The following is a 16,774-nucleotide window of genomic DNA, read 5'->3' as shown; positions in this document are numbered from 1 at the left end:
TTGATAACGACAACGCCGCCCCAGATAATAGCAATACCAAGCACAGCATACCAGCGGTCTTTTACAGATGGATTCAATGTTCTAGCTCCTTTGTTTTCATGGTTGAGTAGCTCACATAACACTATCACATTGTACCAGAATGCTACAGAGTTTCAAGGCAATCAGTATAAAAAGTCGTACATTTCTGGATAGAATTTCTTTTAATGGAATCAGTATGTGAATCGCAGCGCTGTAAAATGCAATCAGGCAGATATGTTTGAGGATGCCCCTAAACAAATGAGGTCTATTGGTCGATAAAAACTATAGAATATGCATGAATGTGTAAACAGTAGAAACTAATTGAGGAGCTAAACGCTATGAAAATGGAGCTTATTGTTTTTTATGTGGCGAAGCAGCCGTATGCGATCAGCTTTAGCGAAATCGAAGAAATTCAAACCGCTAAAAAAGGCACACCGTTGCCGTTTGCCGATGAATGGCACGAAGGACTAATTACCATCCGTGGCTCCCTGTATCCGCTGGTGAACCTGCGCAAGCTGCTCGGCGTATCATTTGACGGCCCACAGGAAAGCGATAAAATGATCCTGCTCAGCCGCGCACGCGTTGCCCTGCTCGTAGACGAGCTGGATAACACTGCCATCATCGATGAAAGCGAGCTGCGTGAGAACCCGGAAGTTAACAGCCGAGATATTTTGCCAAGAGCATTCGAGCTGAGCGATGGTCGCATCGTACCGATCGTCAACGTCGAAACTTTGCTCGCCTACACGCGTACGTCTTACGTATAAGCTATAACGAAACAAAGCGATAAAACCCATAATCCCCAGCCTGCGAGTAATCAGACCCAAGTCTCCTACTCGTAGCTGGGGATTTTTGATGTCTACCCGAGCTAGAGTGAACACCTATCTAATTTAGAGTGAACGTCTATCTAGTGCTATCGATTCAGGCGACTGAACCCCAGTCCCTTTCCTTATTCCTTTCGTAAAGTGAGAGATGCTTCAACACCCTACCACAAGATATGATAAAATACGTTAAGTACAACAAAGCATTCAAATGAGTACATATTATTGGAGGGAGCGAGACAGATGAAAGTACAAGATGTATTTGGACAAATACCAGTATTGGAAACGGAGCGGGTGATTTTACGTCCACTTCGAGCAGAAGATCGCGAAGACATGTTTGCTTATGCTTCCGACCCTGAAGTTACGCGTTATGTGAGCTGGTACGCTCATCAGACATTAGAGGATACAGATGAATTTATTAATCATGTGCTCAAAAATTATGCCGAAGGTCAGCTGGCACCGTGGGCGATTGAGGATCGGGAGTCTGGCAAAATGATCGGTACAGCAGGCTATTTGAGCTGGAACCTGCGTCATTTCCGCGGCGAGGTAGGCTATGCGCTGGCACGACCATACTGGAATCGTGGCATCGTTACCGAAGCGATGGGACCTGTGATGCAGTTTGGCTGGGATGAAATGAAGCTAATTCGTATCGAATCGCGCTGTATCCCAGAAAATATCGGTTCTGCTCGTGTGATGGAAAAGCTAGGGATGCAGTACGAAGGCTTGCTCCGTAAGCATCTGTATACAAAGGGCAGTTTCCGCGATGCCAAAATATATGCAGCGATTCGCTCGGTAGAGTAGTTATCCATTGCAGGAATAGGCTATGACGTTGCCCAATGATTGTTGAACATGATTTGTATACGTTTTGAAGCTAATTCAACATTGATCTCAACGTCTATCTAACTAGTCCTACACTTCTCATCAGCTCATCGATATGGAAATGATAGCGAGCGCGCGATGCTATCGTTTCCATATCCATTGAACTGGTGAAACATAGGGTGCAGATATACATTGATCTGTAGATCGCATGAGGGGAGAATCGTTCATGAAGTTTGATGCGGAATCGAATACGCATGTGCCGATCTCTAAAAAAACATCAAAGTCCGTACAGCTAGAGCTATTACAGCCTCAGCATTTGGAGGAATTATTGTCTTTTGAGCTACCAGAGGATCAGCATCGGTTTACTGCTTTGCCAGTTGAAGTACTGGAGATTTCGATTCGCGATCCACAGCGGCATCCGATTGTCATTACAGCTGATGGGCAGGCTGTAGGCTTTTTTGTATTGCATGAGGGTGCAGGTGTATCCACGTATAGATCTTATACCTCTACTTCTTCCGAACAGCTTATGCTGCTACGCGCATTTCTTATGGATCATCAACAACAGGGAAAAGGCTATGCTCGTCTGGCACTGGAGGGATTACGCTCTTTTGTAAACGAGCATTTTCCGCATATTCATGAGATTGTACTGGCTGTGAATGTACGTAATGAGCCTGCACAGAAGCTTTACCTGCGTACAGGCTTTGTAGATCACGGATTTCGGCGTCCAGGTGCTGTGGGGATGCAGTGGATTATGCATTATATGGTTAATTCTGATGCGAGTGCGTTTCACTAATCATTTGAATGTAACGGGGGAACTTGGAATGCAAACGACGTTGGAATTTGTACCTGTTCAAGAGCAGCATGTGGAGCAAATTGTAGATATTTATAATTATTATGTACTGCATACGACAGTATCGTTTCATACCGAGCCGCTGACGCTAGATGAGATGCGCGCGCAGCTATTCGATCTGCCTGCTCATTATTGCTCGTATGCGATTATAGAGCATGCTGGAGAACGGGATACGGATGAGCAGTCAGTAGCTGGCGCAAGCGACAGCTTAAATGAATCTGTAATACGCGCTAACGATTCTGGAATATTAGTAGGCTATATTTTGCTAACTCGCCACAAAGCGAAGCAAGCGTACGACACTACGGCTGAGATTACGATTTATTTAAAGCCTGAGCAAGCAGGAAAGGGTATCGGTAGCCGCGCACTTGTATTTATCGAGCAGGCTGCACAGCAGCATGGATTCCACGTGCTGGTAGCGACTGTTTGCGCGGATAATACCAGTAGTATTCGCTTGTTTGAACGGTATGGGTATGAGAAATGTGCTCATTTCCGTGAGGTGGGACGTAAGTTTGACCAGTGGCTCGACATTGTCAGCTACCAGAAATTGATTGGCAGACGGGAGGGTGTGGATGGCTAGTATATTAATTGTCGAGGATGAGCATAAGATTTCCCGATTATTGCAGATTGAGCTTGAAGCCGAAGGCTATAATGTTCGGCAGGCGTATAACGGTGCGCAGGCATGGGATCTGTATCGTGAAGGAGTATGGGATCTGGTGCTGCTGGATGTGATGCTACCGGAGATGAGCGGAATTGAGATCTTGCGCCGCATCCGTGCCACCGATCCGGCGACGATGGTTATTTTGCTGACCGCGCGTGATTCGGTGGAGGATAAGGTGGCAGGGCTTGATCTGGGAGCGAATGATTATGTGACCAAGCCTTTTCAGATTGAGGAATTGCTGGCACGTATTCGCGCAGCGATTCGGCTCAAGGAGCAGCAGCTACGCGGTAGCGCAGAAGTGGCAGAGACGGACAACTGGCTGGTCGCAGGAGATTTGCGTCTGAATGAGAGTACGCGCGAGGTAGAGCGTGCTGGACAATCGGTAGAGCTAACCCCGCGCGAATTTGATCTGCTGGCTTATTTATTGAAAAATAAGCGTCAGGTGCTAAATCGAGATCAGATTCTGGCAGCGGTGTGGGGCTATGACTATTTTGGTGATACGAATGTGGTTGATGTGTATATTCGCTATGTGCGCAAAAAAATTGATCAGGGTCATGAGCAGGAGCTAATACATACGGTGCGTGGCGTAGGCTATGTACTGCGGGAGCCATCATGAGACTCAATCGACGGATTCATCTGTATTCGTCGGTGCTGTTTGCGCTCGTATTGATTGTGACGAATGTGCTTGTCTATATTGTATTCAGCTCGCTAACGATTCGTGAGCAGCAGGATCGGATCGTATCGCAGACAGAGAAAGTCGCCGATAACATCCGCTTATCGGCGAATGATCTGCCAGTGGCGGATTTGCTGCGTGCGTATGTTCCGCTCGAAGGCATGATTCGTATCGTCGCCCAGCAGAGCAGCAATAGCCTGCTTGTCACTTCACCGAATGAGCAGCAATTATCTCAGCGTCCGGTTGCGTATGCATCCAGTCTCGTATCGCAGGTCGTTAAGGATAATGGACATCGCTATGTATTTGTATCCGTTCCGGTCATTTGGAATGATGGTCGTGTAGTGAATGTGCAGGTGACCGAGAGCTTGAAGCAGACAGAGAGCTATCTGAATGTGCTACAGCTTGTACTATTAATCGTAACGGGTCTGGCGATGATTCCGGTATTTCTATCCGGTCAGATTCTGAGTCGGATCGTCATTCGCCCGATTGCTGCACTCACCTCAACGATGAGTGAGATTCGGCATAGCGGTCATTTTAAACGGATTAAGCTGGAAGAACGTTCACAGGATGAGCTGTATGAGATGGGGATTACGTTTAACCGAATGATTGAGCTACTCGAAAATAACTATGATAAGCAAAAGCAGTTCGTTTCCAACGCTTCCCATGAGCTGCGCACACCGTTAACGATCATTGAGAGCTATGCCAGCTTGCTCAAGCGTCGTGGTCTGGAGCGGCCGGATTTGTTTACAGAATCCATCGAGGCGATTCATTCTGAAGCGGTGCGGATGAAGGAAATGACCGAGCAGTTGCTATTACTCGCACGTCATGAGGAGCAGTGGAACCTGAAGCTCGAGCCGGTCGATCTCAGTCATCAGGCTGCACAGCTATCCCGTGAATTCTGGCAGGCGTATAATCGGCGTGTAGAGGTAGTGTTATCGGCAGAGCTTCAGGCTGAAGCAGAGCTGTGTACCATTTGGACAGATGGCGGCAAGCTACGCCAGCTCCTGTTTATTTTGTTGGATAATGCGCGCAAATATAGCAGTGAGGATATGACACTGGAGCTTGGGCTGGAGGATCGGTCGCTTGGTCATTCCGAGCATCGCGAAGCGGGAACCCGGAATCGTTATATTCGAGTAATCGATCATGGTATCGGTATTCCAGCTACGGAATTGCCAAAGGTATTTGATCGCTTTTACCGGGTCGATCAGGCACGAACGAGGCAGGATACGGGTGGCTCGGGACTAGGCTTGACGCTTGCTGAGCGTATTGCTGAAGCGCTCGGGGCTTCGATTCGGCTGGAAAGTGAAGAAGGATCTGGTACAACGGCTATCGTCACCTTGCCTGCAACAGCTCAGCATATGGCTGGCTTCTCAGCGAATTCTAATTAAACGCCTGTATACTGTCAAGGAAATCACTCTAGACGGTATAAGGCGTTTTTATTTTGAGCATATTTTATGAAAATGTATACCCGATAACACGAAAGGATGAACAGTATGTCAAATAAACGATTATGGATGATAGGAGGAGGAGCAGCGCTGTTGATCCTCCTGAGCGCCTCTATTCTGGTCTGGAATACGTCTGGGCAAGCGAAGCCCCTGCTCAACGCAACTCAGGTCGGCGAACAGATTCAGGCGCAATACCCCGGAGAAATTACGAGTGTCGTCAAAAACAATGATGCCTACATCGTACAGCTCGAATCGGATAAAGGCCGTTATGAGTTAAATGTGAGCGCGCAAAATGGTAAAGTGCAATCGATCCGTCAATTGCAAGGCACGCAAACGGCTGCGTCCGGTGCGGGAACAGAAGGAACAGTTTCGTCTAGTTCAAATGAAGGGACTGCTTCAGCCTCTGATTCGGCTCCAACAACATCAGATAGCGCGACAGTGCCCGCTACAGACTCATCCTCTACAACGTCTGCTACAGACGAGAATGGTAGTACAGCAACGCCTACAGAGCCAGCGAATACAGAATCGAATAGCTGGAAGGCTGAAGGTAACATGCCTGCTTCCACACCGACAACGGCTCCATCATCCACCCAGTCAGTTCCAGACCCGGTAGTGCCTGGAGGAAAAGACGAATCTAGCAGCACCACTCCGAATAAGTCGCCCAAAGAGGATGATAAAGATAAATTGCCATCACCACGTCCACACCCTGCTTCACCAGGCAAAAAGGACGCTTCTTCTAGCACGGTTCCCTATGCATCCAATTCACTAACCGAGAAGCAGGCTGAGCAGATCGCACTTCGTCAGGTGAAAGGAAAAGTGGACGATGTGGACTTCAAGCACAGCGGTAAGACGGGGCAGCAATATTATCTGGTGGATATCGATACACCGGATGATCGGGAAGCGGTCATTCAGATTAATGCAATATCAGGTGAAGTCATGTCGATCACATGGGATGACGAGGACGATGCTGACGATAAAGATTAAAGAGTAAATATTAAAAATTAAAGAAGACGAACACGATCATTATTGAACATACTACGATGCGAAAATCAGACTAATGATTCCAATAGATAGAGCATATCCATGCTTAATTGTGCTTGATCTATGCAGATAACCAACCTCATCGGCGCGTTCTCATCATTTTCTAATCTGATTATCAGAGTCATCTCATTTAGCTGCTTTATATTGATAACATAGCCCGGCAGCGAGCATAACACACAGCATTACGTATCGGGTTCACATTCTGATCATGAAGCTGGACGGGGCAGAAAACAGAGAAGACGATAGCACTTGATCTGTTTTCGATTACTTAATGGATGATATCGAAGGAGGAAATGAATATGAAGAGCAAATGGATGAATCGTAAAGCAGGCGTTGGTATTCTGGCAGCAGCACTGACGGTAGGAGCAGCAGGCACCGTAGTTGCTGCATCAAACAATAACAGCAGTGCAACCGTTCCTGACAATTCAAAAGTGATCGGCATTCAGCGTGCAGAAGCAATCGCCCTGCAAAAAGTACCTGGTGGTACAGTTGAAAGTATTGAGCTGGATCGCGAACGTGGCAAGCTCTACTATGAAGTGGACGTGAATCGTAGTAACGGTAGCGATGTGGATGTGCATATCGATGCACTAAGCGGCGCTGTAGTGAAAAGCGTAAATGATGATAACGACGACGATGATGCCTATGTCGTACCAGGTAAAGGAAATAACTCTTCATCGGCTACCGTTCCTAGCACAGCGAAGGTGAAAACCGTTGATCAAGCGATCGCTATTGCGAAAACAGCGGTAAATGGTACAGTGACTGATGTGGAACGCGATCGTGAAGATGGACGCATTCAGTATGAAGTAGAACTTCGCTTTACAGGCGGTGAAGCAAAAGTTGAGATCGACGCCGCTACAGGCAAAATCGTCAAAGTCGACAAGGACTATGATGATCATGACGACGACCACGATAATGATTAATCGTTGATACAGCTAGGCTTGTCAAAGCTAGTATTATGTTAAATGCTCAGCCGCCAGTACGATAGTGGGGTAGCTATCGTAAGTGGCAGATGCAAAAAAACGTACAGGCTTTACCTGTAAGAAGCAGCTAGCAGCATTGCATTGGATGGAGCTACAGTCCATTTTGTTATATCCAGCTAATCGATAATTTTACACAGCAAAGCCTCCATTCCGTATAGAAGAATGGAGGCTTTGTCATGCAATGCATAGATTCATGCATACGATATACAATCAGAAGTGAGACTTACTTCAAAGAATGATGTTCCAGCAAATCGTAACGATTGCGCAATTCAAGATGGAAACGAATGCTTTCGAGCAATACAGGATCATGTTCTTCCTCTGCTTCAGCCAAACGTTCCTCTTTGATGGAATCGGGGCTGCACAAAAATTGAGTCATCCACATGGACAGATCAGCGTCCTTTTTCATGATGAAGCCCTCCCTAAACATAAAGTGAGTGTTGATGTTCAGCATCGAAGCTGATACATATAACACGGAATAAGTGATAAGAAGAAAGTAAATGCTACATTTACTTTGTCCAGACAGACACGAGTTAAAGTTGAAATAGACTTGGTGTTTCAGTTTAGAAAATCGAGTACAGCTGTGTCTGCTTTTCTTATTTGTATTGTAGCGCTCCTTCGTTAAAGAAACGTGATGTGTTCCTTAAAATTGCATTAAATATTTGCTGGGAATAAAAAGGATTAGTATGACTATATTAATCGTACGATGCTTTGGAATCAGCAAAAAATAGTGCAAAGAAAGGAATACTATTTCTAGGAAGACGGATTCTTTTCTAAAATAAATCCTAGTATGAAGAGTGCTATACTATATATACGTTATTAATTACATATTGGATTCAAAATTAACAGAATTTTTGCCAATAAAAAAACATCCACTCTTCTATAATGCTTAGAAGAAGTGGATGTATAGTTATACTGATAAAGTTGGAATGAATATATTTCGATATATTAGGTTCGAGATTACAAATAACTTATTGTAAATGTACCGGTATCACCAACTGGATTAGAAGTCAAAATAATGGCATAATTTCCGACAAAGCTATTATTGCTCACCCGGAATGTGTATGAACTGCTACCGCTATATACTTGATTCGACACAATATTTCCAGTATTTAAATCCATCAGTTGGAAATAAAATGTGCCATAGCGTTTAGGCTGAACTGTAGCAGCTAGTTCTCCACGCAAAACGACTCGAACTGAGCCGCCATTAACGTTAAAAGGACCTTCTACAGCATTCGTTGTAATAGAGTTTGAAGTAGAGACGAGCGGGTTGTTTACAGTAACATCAGGTGATACAGGATTAGCGAAACTTGTAGGCGCGGCAGTGAGAGCAAGAGCTAACGACAGAGTAGACAGTACGGCAATGTTTCGAGTTTTCATGATCATGTCTCCTTTATGTTAGATTTACAACCAGTTTTATAATAACCTTATCGTTCATTAAATTCCATAATATGGAATATTATTCACAAAATAGACAAAAATTGGATAGGTAAATTCATATGCTAAATTGAGATTATCGCTAACCGGGATACTGTTGGCACATTCGTCAGGGAATAGAAAAGAACAGCAAAAGACCCTGCTGAATATCCCGCTTATAAATAGGATACACACCAGGGCGTATGAGCAATATAGTTAACATTGCTATGATTCATTCATAGTAAATATCGAATCTAATAGCGTAAAACAGAATTGTGCTTATCTAAGCATTCTATCATGCAACCGATCACTTCGGCGCTGACGGCGAAAACATCGACGATTCGCGTAGCACGAGACGATGCGGAACGATATGCCGCTGATGGTGAATCGCATCGCCGTCTTTATTTTTATCCTGAATCGCCTGAATGAGCGCTTGAGACGCTGTATACCCCAGATGGTAAATGCCAATATCGATACTCGTCAGCGGTGGTGTGGACAGCTCTGACAGGGCGATATTGTTAAAGCTGACAATCGCCACATCCTCAGGCACTCGATAGCCGAGCTCATGCAAGCCACGCAAAATGCCAAAGCTCACCATATCATCGACAACGACAAGTGCTGTCGGGCGCTCCGGTAAATTCATGAAAAATGACATCGCTCGATAGCCGCTTTCCTGTAGGAACTCACCTTCCACAATCCAGTCCTTACGATATTCCAGCCCAGCCTCTTGAAGCGCGCGCTTGAAGCCCTCCATCCGGTCAAGCGATACGACCAGCTCAGGCGGGCCGCTCACAAAGCCGATTCGGCGATGACCCATCTGGATCAAATGACGCGTTGCATCGGCTGCTGCTTGAATATTATCGGTATCGACGGTAATCATATTACTGTGCTGCTCGCTGCGTCCTACCAGTACAGCGGGAAATTGATTCCGACTCAAAAAGTCGACAACAGGATCGTTTTTACGTGAATAGAGTAGGATCGCCCCATCGATCCGTCCGCCATATACAAGGCGAGATACCGCATCGACTTCTTCCTGCTCACTGGAGCCGGAGCTAAGTACCACATCATAGCCATTCCGATTGGCCTGAGCGACAATACCCCGAATCAGTTCCATAAAGAACGTATTTAAGAATAGCTCTTCCGCTGGCTTGGGCAGAATCACGCCAAGGCTTTGTGTTGTTTTGGAAACAAGGCTTTTTGCCATGATATTAGGGTGATAGCCCATGTCCTCCATAATCGCTCTAACCTTTTCAGAGGTGGCATGACTGATTCGAGGATGATTGGACAGCACGCGCGATACGGTAGAAGGAGATACGCCCGCCCGCTTGGCGACATCTTTAATTGTAACTGACATATGTACCTCCTTAATTTATGTTGCACGATGTCTATTGCATGGATGATATGATTTTGTGCAATCGAATTCAGATCATATGAACATGAGATAAGAATCAGCATGTTCGGGTCGTGTCTCTATGTTAATCGAAGTCTCGCAGAAGTGTAAACCTTCATTTAATAATAACCTGAATGGCGTAAAATGAAAATATATTGCCTGCGGAGTAGATAAAACAAGCATAATGGTGGTTACATTGTAAAAATCGCCCAAAATCAGCGTAAATGATTTGTGCAAACGTTTTAACAAAAAGGAAATATGAGTTATGATGGAATCGTTGAATTAAGCGCTTCCATTAACCGTTTACATAATATTTTTGTCATAACTGGAAGTTAACTGGCGAATAAATAATACATTGCGCGAAAATGAACAAACGTTTGCGCAAATATTTACACAGGGTGGATCGTAAGACTCTGTATCGACGGTTGCTCTAACTGGCATAACTGTATAAGGGAAGCGCACAATTTGAATTACATAATGGAAGGATGAATGACTATGTTACGTCAAAAGTACAGTGCGCTGGTAAGTGTGCTTATGATCATGCTGCTGATTCTGTCAGCATGTAGTGGAGGAGGCGCAGGTAGCGGAACGGCAAGTCAGCCTGCTGCTGATCCAGCCGCGAGCGAGGAAATGCAGGAGCTGTTACCGGAGGAAGGCGCAAAGCTGACCGTATGGGATAGCGGCGATCAGAAAGCATTTATTGAAGAAGCAGCGAAGGCATTCAAAGAGAAGTACAATGTTGACGTAACGTTTGCTGAATTGGGACCGGATAAGTCCATGGGACAAATGGTAACCGATGGCCCTGCGGGTGTAGGTGCCGATGTGTTTGCCGGCGTGCATGATCAGATCGGACAGGGTGTATCCGCTGGTGTGCTGATGCCTAACGACTGGTTCGAGGAAGATACACGCTCCCGTAATAGTGAGCTAGCGATCAAAGCACTGACTTACGATAATATTTTGTACGGATATCCAAAGTCGGTTGAGACGACAGCGGTATTTTATAACAAGGATCTGATCGATGCGGTTCCTGCGGACTGGAATGGTGTGATACAGTTTGCTAACAAATTCAATGATACAAAAGCGAATAAATTCGCCATCATGTGGGAAGTAGGTAACGGCTACTATGTATTCCCATTCCTGGGCGGCTACGGTGGCTATGTATTTGGTAAAGATGGCACCGATCCGAATGATCTCGGTCTGAACAATGAGCAGTCGGTAGAAGGCGCAACCTTTATCCAAAGCCTGAACAAAATTTTGCCACTCAAAACATCGGATATTAACGCAGATATCAAAAAATCCCTGTTCTCCTCCAACAAGCTGGCGATGAATATTAGCGGCCCATGGGATACAGGCTCATTAAAAGAATCGGTAAAAAATCTAGGTGTAGGAATGTATCCAAACCTGCCAAACGGTAAGCCAATGACACCGTTCTCTGGTATCAAGGCGTACTTTGTAAATGCGTATACCAAATATCCAAATGCGTCCAAGCTATTTGCAGACTTTATCACATCTGAAGAATGGCAATTGAAAAACTTTGAAATGAACGGCGCACTGCCATCCAACAAAAATGCAGCAGCTAGCGAAACGGTACAAAAGGACCCAATCGCATCCGTATTCCTGAAGCAGTTTGAAAATTCGGTTCCAATGCCATCCATTCCAGCAATGGCGCAGTTCTGGTCTCCAATGGAAGCGGCGATGTCGTCGATCTGGAACGATAACAAAGATCCGAAGCAGGCGCTCGATAATCTGGTTAATCAGATGAAGAGCAATATCTCGACAGGACAATAACAATGAATAAGGCAGCTATTCATCCTAAACGAACCGCCGGAATGGGGAGCGCAGCAATTGCTGCTGTGCTCTCCGCTGTTGTTATGGGGCTGGGTCAGATGTATAACCGGCAGTGGGCGAAGGGTGCGTTGTTCCTGCTTGCTGGACTGGTCAGTCTGTATCTGATTCTAAATGGACTTGCAAGTAATATGTGGGGATTGGTCACACTTGGTGAGCAGCCTGCACATATGGAGAAGGTTGGACGATTGTATCGCAACGTACCGGGTGATCATTCGATCTTTATGATGATCTATGGTCTGGTAGCACTACTGTATGTTATTTTGCTTGCTTGCTTCTATGTAGCGAATATTAAGGATGCGTATCGTATCGGTAAGCAGCGTGAGCGTGGACAAAAGGTGAACACGTTCCGCGATACCTGGCGTATGCTGGGCGATAAAGGGTTTCCGTATGTACTGCTTGCTTTACCAACGATCGGTGTGCTGGTATTTACAATTTTGCCGATTGTGTTCATGGTGTTGATGGCATTTACGAACTATTCCGCACCTGATCATATTCCACCGAAAAATCTGGTCGATTGGGTAGGCTTCCGTACGTTTACGAATCTGGTCACACTGGAGGCGTGGAGTCATACGTTTATCGGCGTTCTCACCTGGACGATTATCTGGGCGGTTGTGGCGACGGTTACGACGTACTTTGGCGGTATTCTGGTAGCGCTGCTGATCGAGCAGCAGGGAATTCGCTTTAAAGGCTTCTGGCGAACGCTGTTTATTTTGCCGTATGCGATTCCGCAGTTTATTTCTCTGCTCGTCATGCGTAACCTGCTGAATTATCAGTTTGGGCCCGTCAATCAGTATTTGCGTATGCTGGGAATGGGCGGTGTACCGTGGCTGAATGATCCTTTCTGGGCAAAGGTGACGGTTATTCTCGTGAATATGTGGATCGGGATTCCGGTATCGATGATTCTCGTACTCGGTGTACTGACTGCGATTCCGCGCGATCTGTATGAAGCGGCAGAGGTGGATGGGGCGACAGGCTTCCAGAAATTCCGCAACATTACGATGCCATTCGTGTTGTTCCAGACCGCACCGATCCTGATTATGCAGTTTGCTGGTAATATTAATAACTTTAACGTGATCTTCCTGCTGACGAATGGCTTGCCAGCGAATGGAGATTACGCGTATGCAGGTAGTACCGATTTGCTCGTCACATGGCTGTACAAGCTGACGCTGGATAATCAGCGCTACAACTTCGCTTCGGCGATCGGGATTATTATTTTCATTATTATCGCGGCATTCTCGCTTTATAATTATCGACGCAGCCGCTCCTTTAAAGAGGAGGATATGATCCAATGAAGAAGAAAAGACGCATCAAGCTTACGATCAGCTATGTGCTGCTGGTGCTGATCGCGCTGGCTTGTATTTATCCGGCACTCTGGATCATTTTGTCCTCCTTTAAAGTCGGCGATTCATTATACAGTGAGACCTTGATTCCTCAAAAGCTGACACTACAGCATTATGCTGATCTGTTCCGCTCGCAATCGGATAAGGATCTGCCGTATGTAAAATGGTATTGGAATACGCTCAAGGTAGCGGTTAGCAGTATGGTGCTCGGTACGCTGGTGCAAATTTTGACCGCGTATGCGATGTCCCGATTCCGGTTCAAGGGTAGACAAACGATGATGTCGGTCATTCTGATTCTAGGCATGTTCCCAGGCTTTATGAGTATGATCGCTGTCTATGTTATCCTGTTGCAAATGAATCTGCTGAACTCGCCATGGGCATTGGTGCTGGTATATACCTCCGGTGCAGCGCTGGGTATGTTCGTAGCGAAGGGCTTCTTTGATACGATTCCACGTGCGTTGGAGGAATCAGCACTGCTGGATGGAGCAAGTCATTTTCAGATTTTCCGACGTATTATTTTGCCGTTATCGACGCCGATCATTACGTACATTGCGATCACGACGTTTACAGGAGCATGGGTGGACTTTATTTTCGCCCGTCTGATCTTGCGCTCGCGTGAGAACTGGACGCTGGCTGTAGGTCTGTATGAGCTGGTGAACAGCTACTCCAGTACGGAATTTACGCTATTTGCCGCTGGCTCGGTGCTTGTAGCATTGCCGATCACGATTCTGTATATGTTCTTACAGCGCTTCCTTGTACATGGATTGACGGCGGGGGCGACGAAGGGGTAGGAGTTAAAAGGATAGTGTAATTGTTTAGATAGTGTAATTTGTTTAGAAGTAGAGATTTGATCCGATAGCAAATGGGATATGCTTAATAATCTTTGCCTGCACAAAAGATACAAATAATAGAAGCCTGCTATCGATGCGCGATTTCTCATATCATGCGCATCGATGAGCAGGCTTATTGTATAGGGTATTCATTTCGGATGAGTATGGATCTAGTCGATAAGGCAAAATGGCTACTATTGCTTTTTTGAGCCAATTCGAGTCAGGTATATACTCAGCATTTACTTACGATTTTATCGATGAGTCCATAGTCCAGCGCCTCTTCCGCAGTGAAAAAGAAATCACGATCCGTATCCTTTTCCAGACGTTCTAATGGTTGTCCGGTACGCTCGGCAAGTAGCTCGTTGAGCTTTTGGCGAGTGTGGATGAGGCGTTCGGCGTGAATGATCACATCCGATGCCTGACCTTTCGCACCGCCCAGAGGCTGGTGGATCATCACCTCACTATTTGGCAAAGCCATTCGTTTGCCCTTCGTTCCGCCAACCAGCAAAATCGTGCCAAAGCTTGCCGCCATACCTGTACAGATAGTCACGATATCTGGCTTAATAAACTGCATCGTATCATAAATGGCAAAGCCCGCACTAACTGATCCACCGGGGCTGTTAATATACATGCTGATATCTTTTTCGCTATCCTCGGCTGCTAGATGAAGCAGCTGAGCGACGATCAGATTCGCCATTTGATCTTCAATTTCACCGTTAATCATAATGATTCGATCTTTGAGCAATCTGGAATAAATATCGTAGCTACGTTCGCCGCGATCTGTTTGTTCAATAACATAAGGAATAGTTACCATCGTAGTTCATCCTTTCTAATGATCAGAAATGGAATCACGATAGTCAGACGCTCAGATGAGTAATGGCAATCAGGCTGCCATCGATTGCAGGGAGCGACATACCGTATATGCAGGATAAGCATCGCGCGTTGTATGCGTATGAAGCAGCTCTGAATGGCTAGCTTTACCATTTGATTGCGCTGTAGCTTCAGTATGCAATTGACCTACAATCTGAGGAGCCAGCCCAGCTGGATCGGCAGCTTGATTCAAAATAAGCTGCACAAGGTGCGCCGCATTACCGTTGCGGAAGGCAGCGAGATACGTAGCCAGCAGCTCATGCTCCTCACGTTCTGGCATAGGTAACGAAGCGTCCTCTGCCGAATCACCATGCTGCTGTAGCAGGGCTTCTCGCGCACGGCGCAGAGCGGACTTGATCGCACCCTCTGTCGTTCCTAGCAGATTGGCTGCCTCGCTTGCCGTATAGCCGAATAACTCGCGTAGGGCGTAGACCGCATGCTGCCATGGAGATAGTGTGTCCAGTAGTAGCTTAATTGCCGCTTCAGCTTGCAGATTCATATCTGGAGCCGAATTACGCTGAGTCTGCTGTTCGTTGATCAACTCATGTAATAATGGCAATTTGTGCTGTAAACGTACGGCACGCCGAGCTTCATCAATACGTAGATTACGAGCGATTCGCAACAGGTAGGCTTGCTGATCACTGACTGAGCGCTGTCGGTGTAGATCAGGTAAGGTAAGTGCCTTGAGCAGCGTATTTTGCATTAGATCCTGCGCATCCCAGTGTGTAGTGGTCAGACTAAGGCAATAGCGATAGAAGGCAGGCATCCATGCTTGGAGCTGCTTCTCATCTAACACGACATTCGTATGACGCTCTGCTGTTACATCCGGTAACAGTCTGACTATCGTGTATAGGTTGGAATGTGGACTTGCTTGCACCGCGTTATCTTTTTCATGGTTTGTAAAATAAGCCAGGGAATTCACAAAGGCCATATTGGGGGCCCTCCTTTGTTTATCCGCAAGTTAAATCGCGTTAATAGTACATAACGTTATGTGCAGCAGTTCATTATAAACGGGCATCGGTAGTTGATTGCCAATGTCATTCCCTGTTTAGTAGCTGCTGATATGATGTAAACGAATAAAGAGATCAAAAGGATACGCCGTTTAGAATATATTTTAAAAATGATATAGTACAGGGATCGATTCAGAATATTAATCATGCTCGGTGGCTAGTTTCATCCGTATTCATGTTCTGTTAGTATTATATCAGATGAGCTGGCTACCAACGAAGCAGGCAATGATGGGGAGGGTATCGCGATGCCGTCAGCGAAAAGAATACATATAGTTGGTGCGCCCGGAAGCGGCAAAACAGAGCTGGCAGCCAGACTGTCCAGCAGGCTGGGGATTCCCAGCTATTCGCTGGAAACGTTATTATGGACACGAGATGGAAAGCGCAAGCGGCGCAACACCCCGGCAGAGCGACAACGGATGCTAATGGACATTATTGGACAGGAAGCGTGGATTGTTGAGGGCAATCTGATGGAGTGGCTACTGCCTAGCTTTGCGCTGGCGGATCAGATTATATTTTTGACGCCATCTCCTTATGTACGTGATGGACGGATGCTACAACGTTTTCTCCGGCAAAAGATCGGGACGGACCCAGATAATGAACGTCTTAGCCTGATGGGGCTACTGGATCGATTGTATTGGAATCATCGATTTGAACGGGAATCGAAGCCCGCTATTTTACGTATTGCTGAGCCGTATAAGCATAAGCTGGTAGTAACGCGGCAGGTAGAGTAGAAGCTTAATCCAATGGATCGATCTACAGGAAAAGCCGGGC

The 16,774-nt window shown here is 46.1% G+C and carries 17 protein-coding genes; 12 read left to right on the top strand and 5 right to left on the bottom strand.

All coding sequences use genetic code 11. The features are described from left to right. Positions 1 to 356: 356 nt before the first annotated feature. The 8 genes from SK066_RS12950 (at position 357) to SK066_RS12915 (ending at position 7,242) form a co-directional block, all read left to right on the top strand. A complete protein-coding gene (locus SK066_RS12950; protein WP_188774882.1) occupies positions 357 to 782 on the top strand; it encodes a chemotaxis protein CheW in 426 nt (141 codons plus the stop codon). A 297-nt stretch (positions 783 to 1,079) separates the two neighbouring features. Beyond that, positions 1,080 to 1,637 carry a GNAT family N-acetyltransferase gene (locus tag SK066_RS12945; protein ID WP_320541805.1) on the top strand — a complete coding sequence of 186 codons (558 nt, stop codon included), beginning with the start codon at positions 1,080 to 1,082 and terminating at the stop codon, positions 1,635 to 1,637. A 244-nt stretch (positions 1,638 to 1,881) separates the two neighbouring features. Then, the gene (locus tag SK066_RS12940) at positions 1,882 to 2,448 is read left to right on the top strand and encodes a GNAT family N-acetyltransferase (protein ID WP_320541804.1); all 567 of its coding nucleotides are present in this window, start codon (positions 1,882 to 1,884) and stop codon (positions 2,446 to 2,448) included. A 28-nt stretch (positions 2,449 to 2,476) separates the two neighbouring features. Next, on the top strand, positions 2,477 to 3,082 hold the full coding sequence (locus SK066_RS12935) for a GNAT family N-acetyltransferase (RefSeq protein ID WP_320541803.1): 606 nt from the start codon (positions 2,477 to 2,479) through the stop codon (positions 3,080 to 3,082). Then, complete coding sequence (locus SK066_RS12930; RefSeq protein ID WP_320541802.1) at positions 3,075 to 3,779, top strand: response regulator transcription factor; 705 nt, start codon at positions 3,075 to 3,077, stop codon at positions 3,777 to 3,779. Before SK066_RS12935 ends, SK066_RS12930 begins: the two co-directional genes overlap by 8 nt. Continuing rightward, on the top strand, positions 3,776 to 5,224 hold the full coding sequence (locus tag SK066_RS12925) for a sensor histidine kinase (RefSeq protein ID WP_320541801.1): 1,449 nt from the start codon (positions 3,776 to 3,778) through the stop codon (positions 5,222 to 5,224). The genes SK066_RS12930 and SK066_RS12925 overlap by 4 nt, the downstream gene beginning before the upstream one ends. A 105-nt stretch (positions 5,225 to 5,329) precedes the next feature. Beyond that, positions 5,330 to 6,265 carry a PepSY domain-containing protein gene (locus SK066_RS12920; RefSeq protein WP_320541800.1) on the top strand — a complete coding sequence of 312 codons (936 nt, stop codon included), beginning with the start codon at positions 5,330 to 5,332 and terminating at the stop codon, positions 6,263 to 6,265. Between the two features lie 356 nt (positions 6,266 to 6,621). Further along, entirely contained in the window at positions 6,622 to 7,242 is a 621-nt protein-coding gene (locus SK066_RS12915; protein ID WP_320541799.1) for a PepSY domain-containing protein, read from the top strand. A gap of 283 nt (positions 7,243 to 7,525) precedes the next feature. On the opposite strand, the gene SK066_RS12910 is transcribed toward SK066_RS12915, so the two are convergent. The 3 genes from SK066_RS12910 to SK066_RS12900 form a co-directional block, all read right to left on the bottom strand. Further along, positions 7,526 to 7,708: a hypothetical protein gene (locus tag SK066_RS12910; RefSeq protein WP_188774874.1), complete on the bottom strand. Its 183-nt coding sequence runs from the start codon at positions 7,706 to 7,708 to the stop codon at positions 7,526 to 7,528. A 551-nt stretch (positions 7,709 to 8,259) separates the two neighbouring features. After that, positions 8,260 to 8,679 (bottom strand): hypothetical protein, encoded by a 420-nt coding sequence (locus SK066_RS12905; RefSeq protein ID WP_320541798.1) that lies wholly within the window; start codon positions 8,677 to 8,679, stop codon positions 8,260 to 8,262. A gap of 343 nt (positions 8,680 to 9,022) precedes the next feature. Further along, a complete protein-coding gene (locus SK066_RS12900) occupies positions 9,023 to 10,069 on the bottom strand; it encodes a LacI family DNA-binding transcriptional regulator (RefSeq protein WP_320541797.1) in 1,047 nt (348 codons plus the stop codon). Positions 10,070 to 10,600: 531 nt separating this feature from the next. Between SK066_RS12900 and SK066_RS12895 the strand changes: the two genes are divergently transcribed. From SK066_RS12895 to SK066_RS12885, 3 genes are read left to right on the top strand one after another with little or no spacing between them, the layout of a single operon-like run. Further along, positions 10,601 to 11,893 (top strand): sugar ABC transporter substrate-binding protein, encoded by a 1,293-nt coding sequence (locus SK066_RS12895; RefSeq protein ID WP_320541796.1) that lies wholly within the window; start codon positions 10,601 to 10,603, stop codon positions 11,891 to 11,893. A 2-nt stretch (positions 11,894 to 11,895) separates the two neighbouring features. Further along, positions 11,896 to 13,245 carry a carbohydrate ABC transporter permease gene (locus SK066_RS12890; RefSeq protein ID WP_188774870.1) on the top strand — a complete coding sequence of 450 codons (1,350 nt, stop codon included), beginning with the start codon at positions 11,896 to 11,898 and terminating at the stop codon, positions 13,243 to 13,245. Beyond that, positions 13,242 to 14,084, top strand: coding sequence for a sugar ABC transporter permease (locus tag SK066_RS12885; protein WP_250343196.1), 843 nt, complete (start codon positions 13,242 to 13,244; stop codon positions 14,082 to 14,084). The genes SK066_RS12890 and SK066_RS12885 overlap by 4 nt, the downstream gene beginning before the upstream one ends. Positions 14,085 to 14,355: 271 nt before the next feature. On the opposite strand, the gene clpP is transcribed toward SK066_RS12885, so the two are convergent. Together clpP and SK066_RS12875 are read right to left on the bottom strand one after the other, a co-directional pair. Continuing rightward, positions 14,356 to 14,937, bottom strand: a complete 582-nt coding sequence (gene clpP, locus SK066_RS12880) for an ATP-dependent Clp endopeptidase proteolytic subunit ClpP (protein ID WP_320541795.1) — start codon at positions 14,935 to 14,937, stop codon at positions 14,356 to 14,358. A gap of 69 nt (positions 14,938 to 15,006) precedes the next feature. Further along, a complete protein-coding gene (locus SK066_RS12875) occupies positions 15,007 to 15,924 on the bottom strand; it encodes an RNA polymerase sigma factor (protein ID WP_320541794.1) in 918 nt (305 codons plus the stop codon). Positions 15,925 to 16,248: 324 nt separating this feature from the next. On the opposite strand from SK066_RS12875, the gene SK066_RS12870 reads away from it, so the two are divergent. Continuing rightward, positions 16,249 to 16,734 carry an AAA family ATPase gene (locus tag SK066_RS12870; protein WP_188774866.1) on the top strand — a complete coding sequence of 162 codons (486 nt, stop codon included), beginning with the start codon at positions 16,249 to 16,251 and terminating at the stop codon, positions 16,732 to 16,734. The last annotated feature ends 40 nt before the right edge of the window (positions 16,735 to 16,774 follow it).

Origin of the sequence: Paenibacillus hunanensis (assembly GCF_034055775.1) — a bacterium.
Taxonomy (GTDB): Bacteria; Bacillota; Bacilli; order Paenibacillales; family Paenibacillaceae; genus Saccharibacillus; species Saccharibacillus hunanensis.
The sequence above is the reverse complement of the archived record's forward strand: the minus strand, read 5'-3'. Positions and strand labels throughout refer to the sequence as shown.

Coding starts and splice junctions, on each gene's coding strand:
- SK066_RS12945 (WP_320541805.1), top strand. CDS start 1,080: ATGAAAGTACAAGATGTATTTGGACAAATACCAGTATTGGAAACGGAG.
- SK066_RS12915 (WP_320541799.1), top strand. CDS start 6,622: ATGAAGAGCAAATGGATGAATCGTAAAGCAGGCGTTGGTATTCTGGCA.
- SK066_RS12930 (WP_320541802.1), top strand. CDS start 3,075: ATGGCTAGTATATTAATTGTCGAGGATGAGCATAAGATTTCCCGATTA.
- SK066_RS12910 (WP_188774874.1), bottom strand. CDS start 7,708: ATGAAAAAGGACGCTGATCTGTCCATGTGGATGACTCAATTTTTGTGC.
- SK066_RS12875 (WP_320541794.1), bottom strand. CDS start 15,924: ATGGCCTTTGTGAATTCCCTGGCTTATTTTACAAACCATGAAAAAGAT.
- SK066_RS12950 (WP_188774882.1), top strand. CDS start 357: ATGAAAATGGAGCTTATTGTTTTTTATGTGGCGAAGCAGCCGTATGCG.
- SK066_RS12905 (WP_320541798.1), bottom strand. CDS start 8,679: ATGAAAACTCGAAACATTGCCGTACTGTCTACTCTGTCGTTAGCTCTT.
- SK066_RS12920 (WP_320541800.1), top strand. CDS start 5,330: ATGTCAAATAAACGATTATGGATGATAGGAGGAGGAGCAGCGCTGTTG.
- SK066_RS12890 (WP_188774870.1), top strand. CDS start 11,896: ATGAATAAGGCAGCTATTCATCCTAAACGAACCGCCGGAATGGGGAGC.
- SK066_RS12870 (WP_188774866.1), top strand. CDS start 16,249: ATGCCGTCAGCGAAAAGAATACATATAGTTGGTGCGCCCGGAAGCGGC.
- clpP (WP_320541795.1), bottom strand. CDS start 14,937: ATGGTAACTATTCCTTATGTTATTGAACAAACAGATCGCGGCGAACGT.
- SK066_RS12900 (WP_320541797.1), bottom strand. CDS start 10,069: ATGTCAGTTACAATTAAAGATGTCGCCAAGCGGGCGGGCGTATCTCCT.
- SK066_RS12885 (WP_250343196.1), top strand. CDS start 13,242: ATGAAGAAGAAAAGACGCATCAAGCTTACGATCAGCTATGTGCTGCTG.
- SK066_RS12935 (WP_320541803.1), top strand. CDS start 2,477: ATGCAAACGACGTTGGAATTTGTACCTGTTCAAGAGCAGCATGTGGAG.
- SK066_RS12940 (WP_320541804.1), top strand. CDS start 1,882: ATGAAGTTTGATGCGGAATCGAATACGCATGTGCCGATCTCTAAAAAA.
- SK066_RS12925 (WP_320541801.1), top strand. CDS start 3,776: ATGAGACTCAATCGACGGATTCATCTGTATTCGTCGGTGCTGTTTGCG.
- SK066_RS12895 (WP_320541796.1), top strand. CDS start 10,601: ATGTTACGTCAAAAGTACAGTGCGCTGGTAAGTGTGCTTATGATCATG.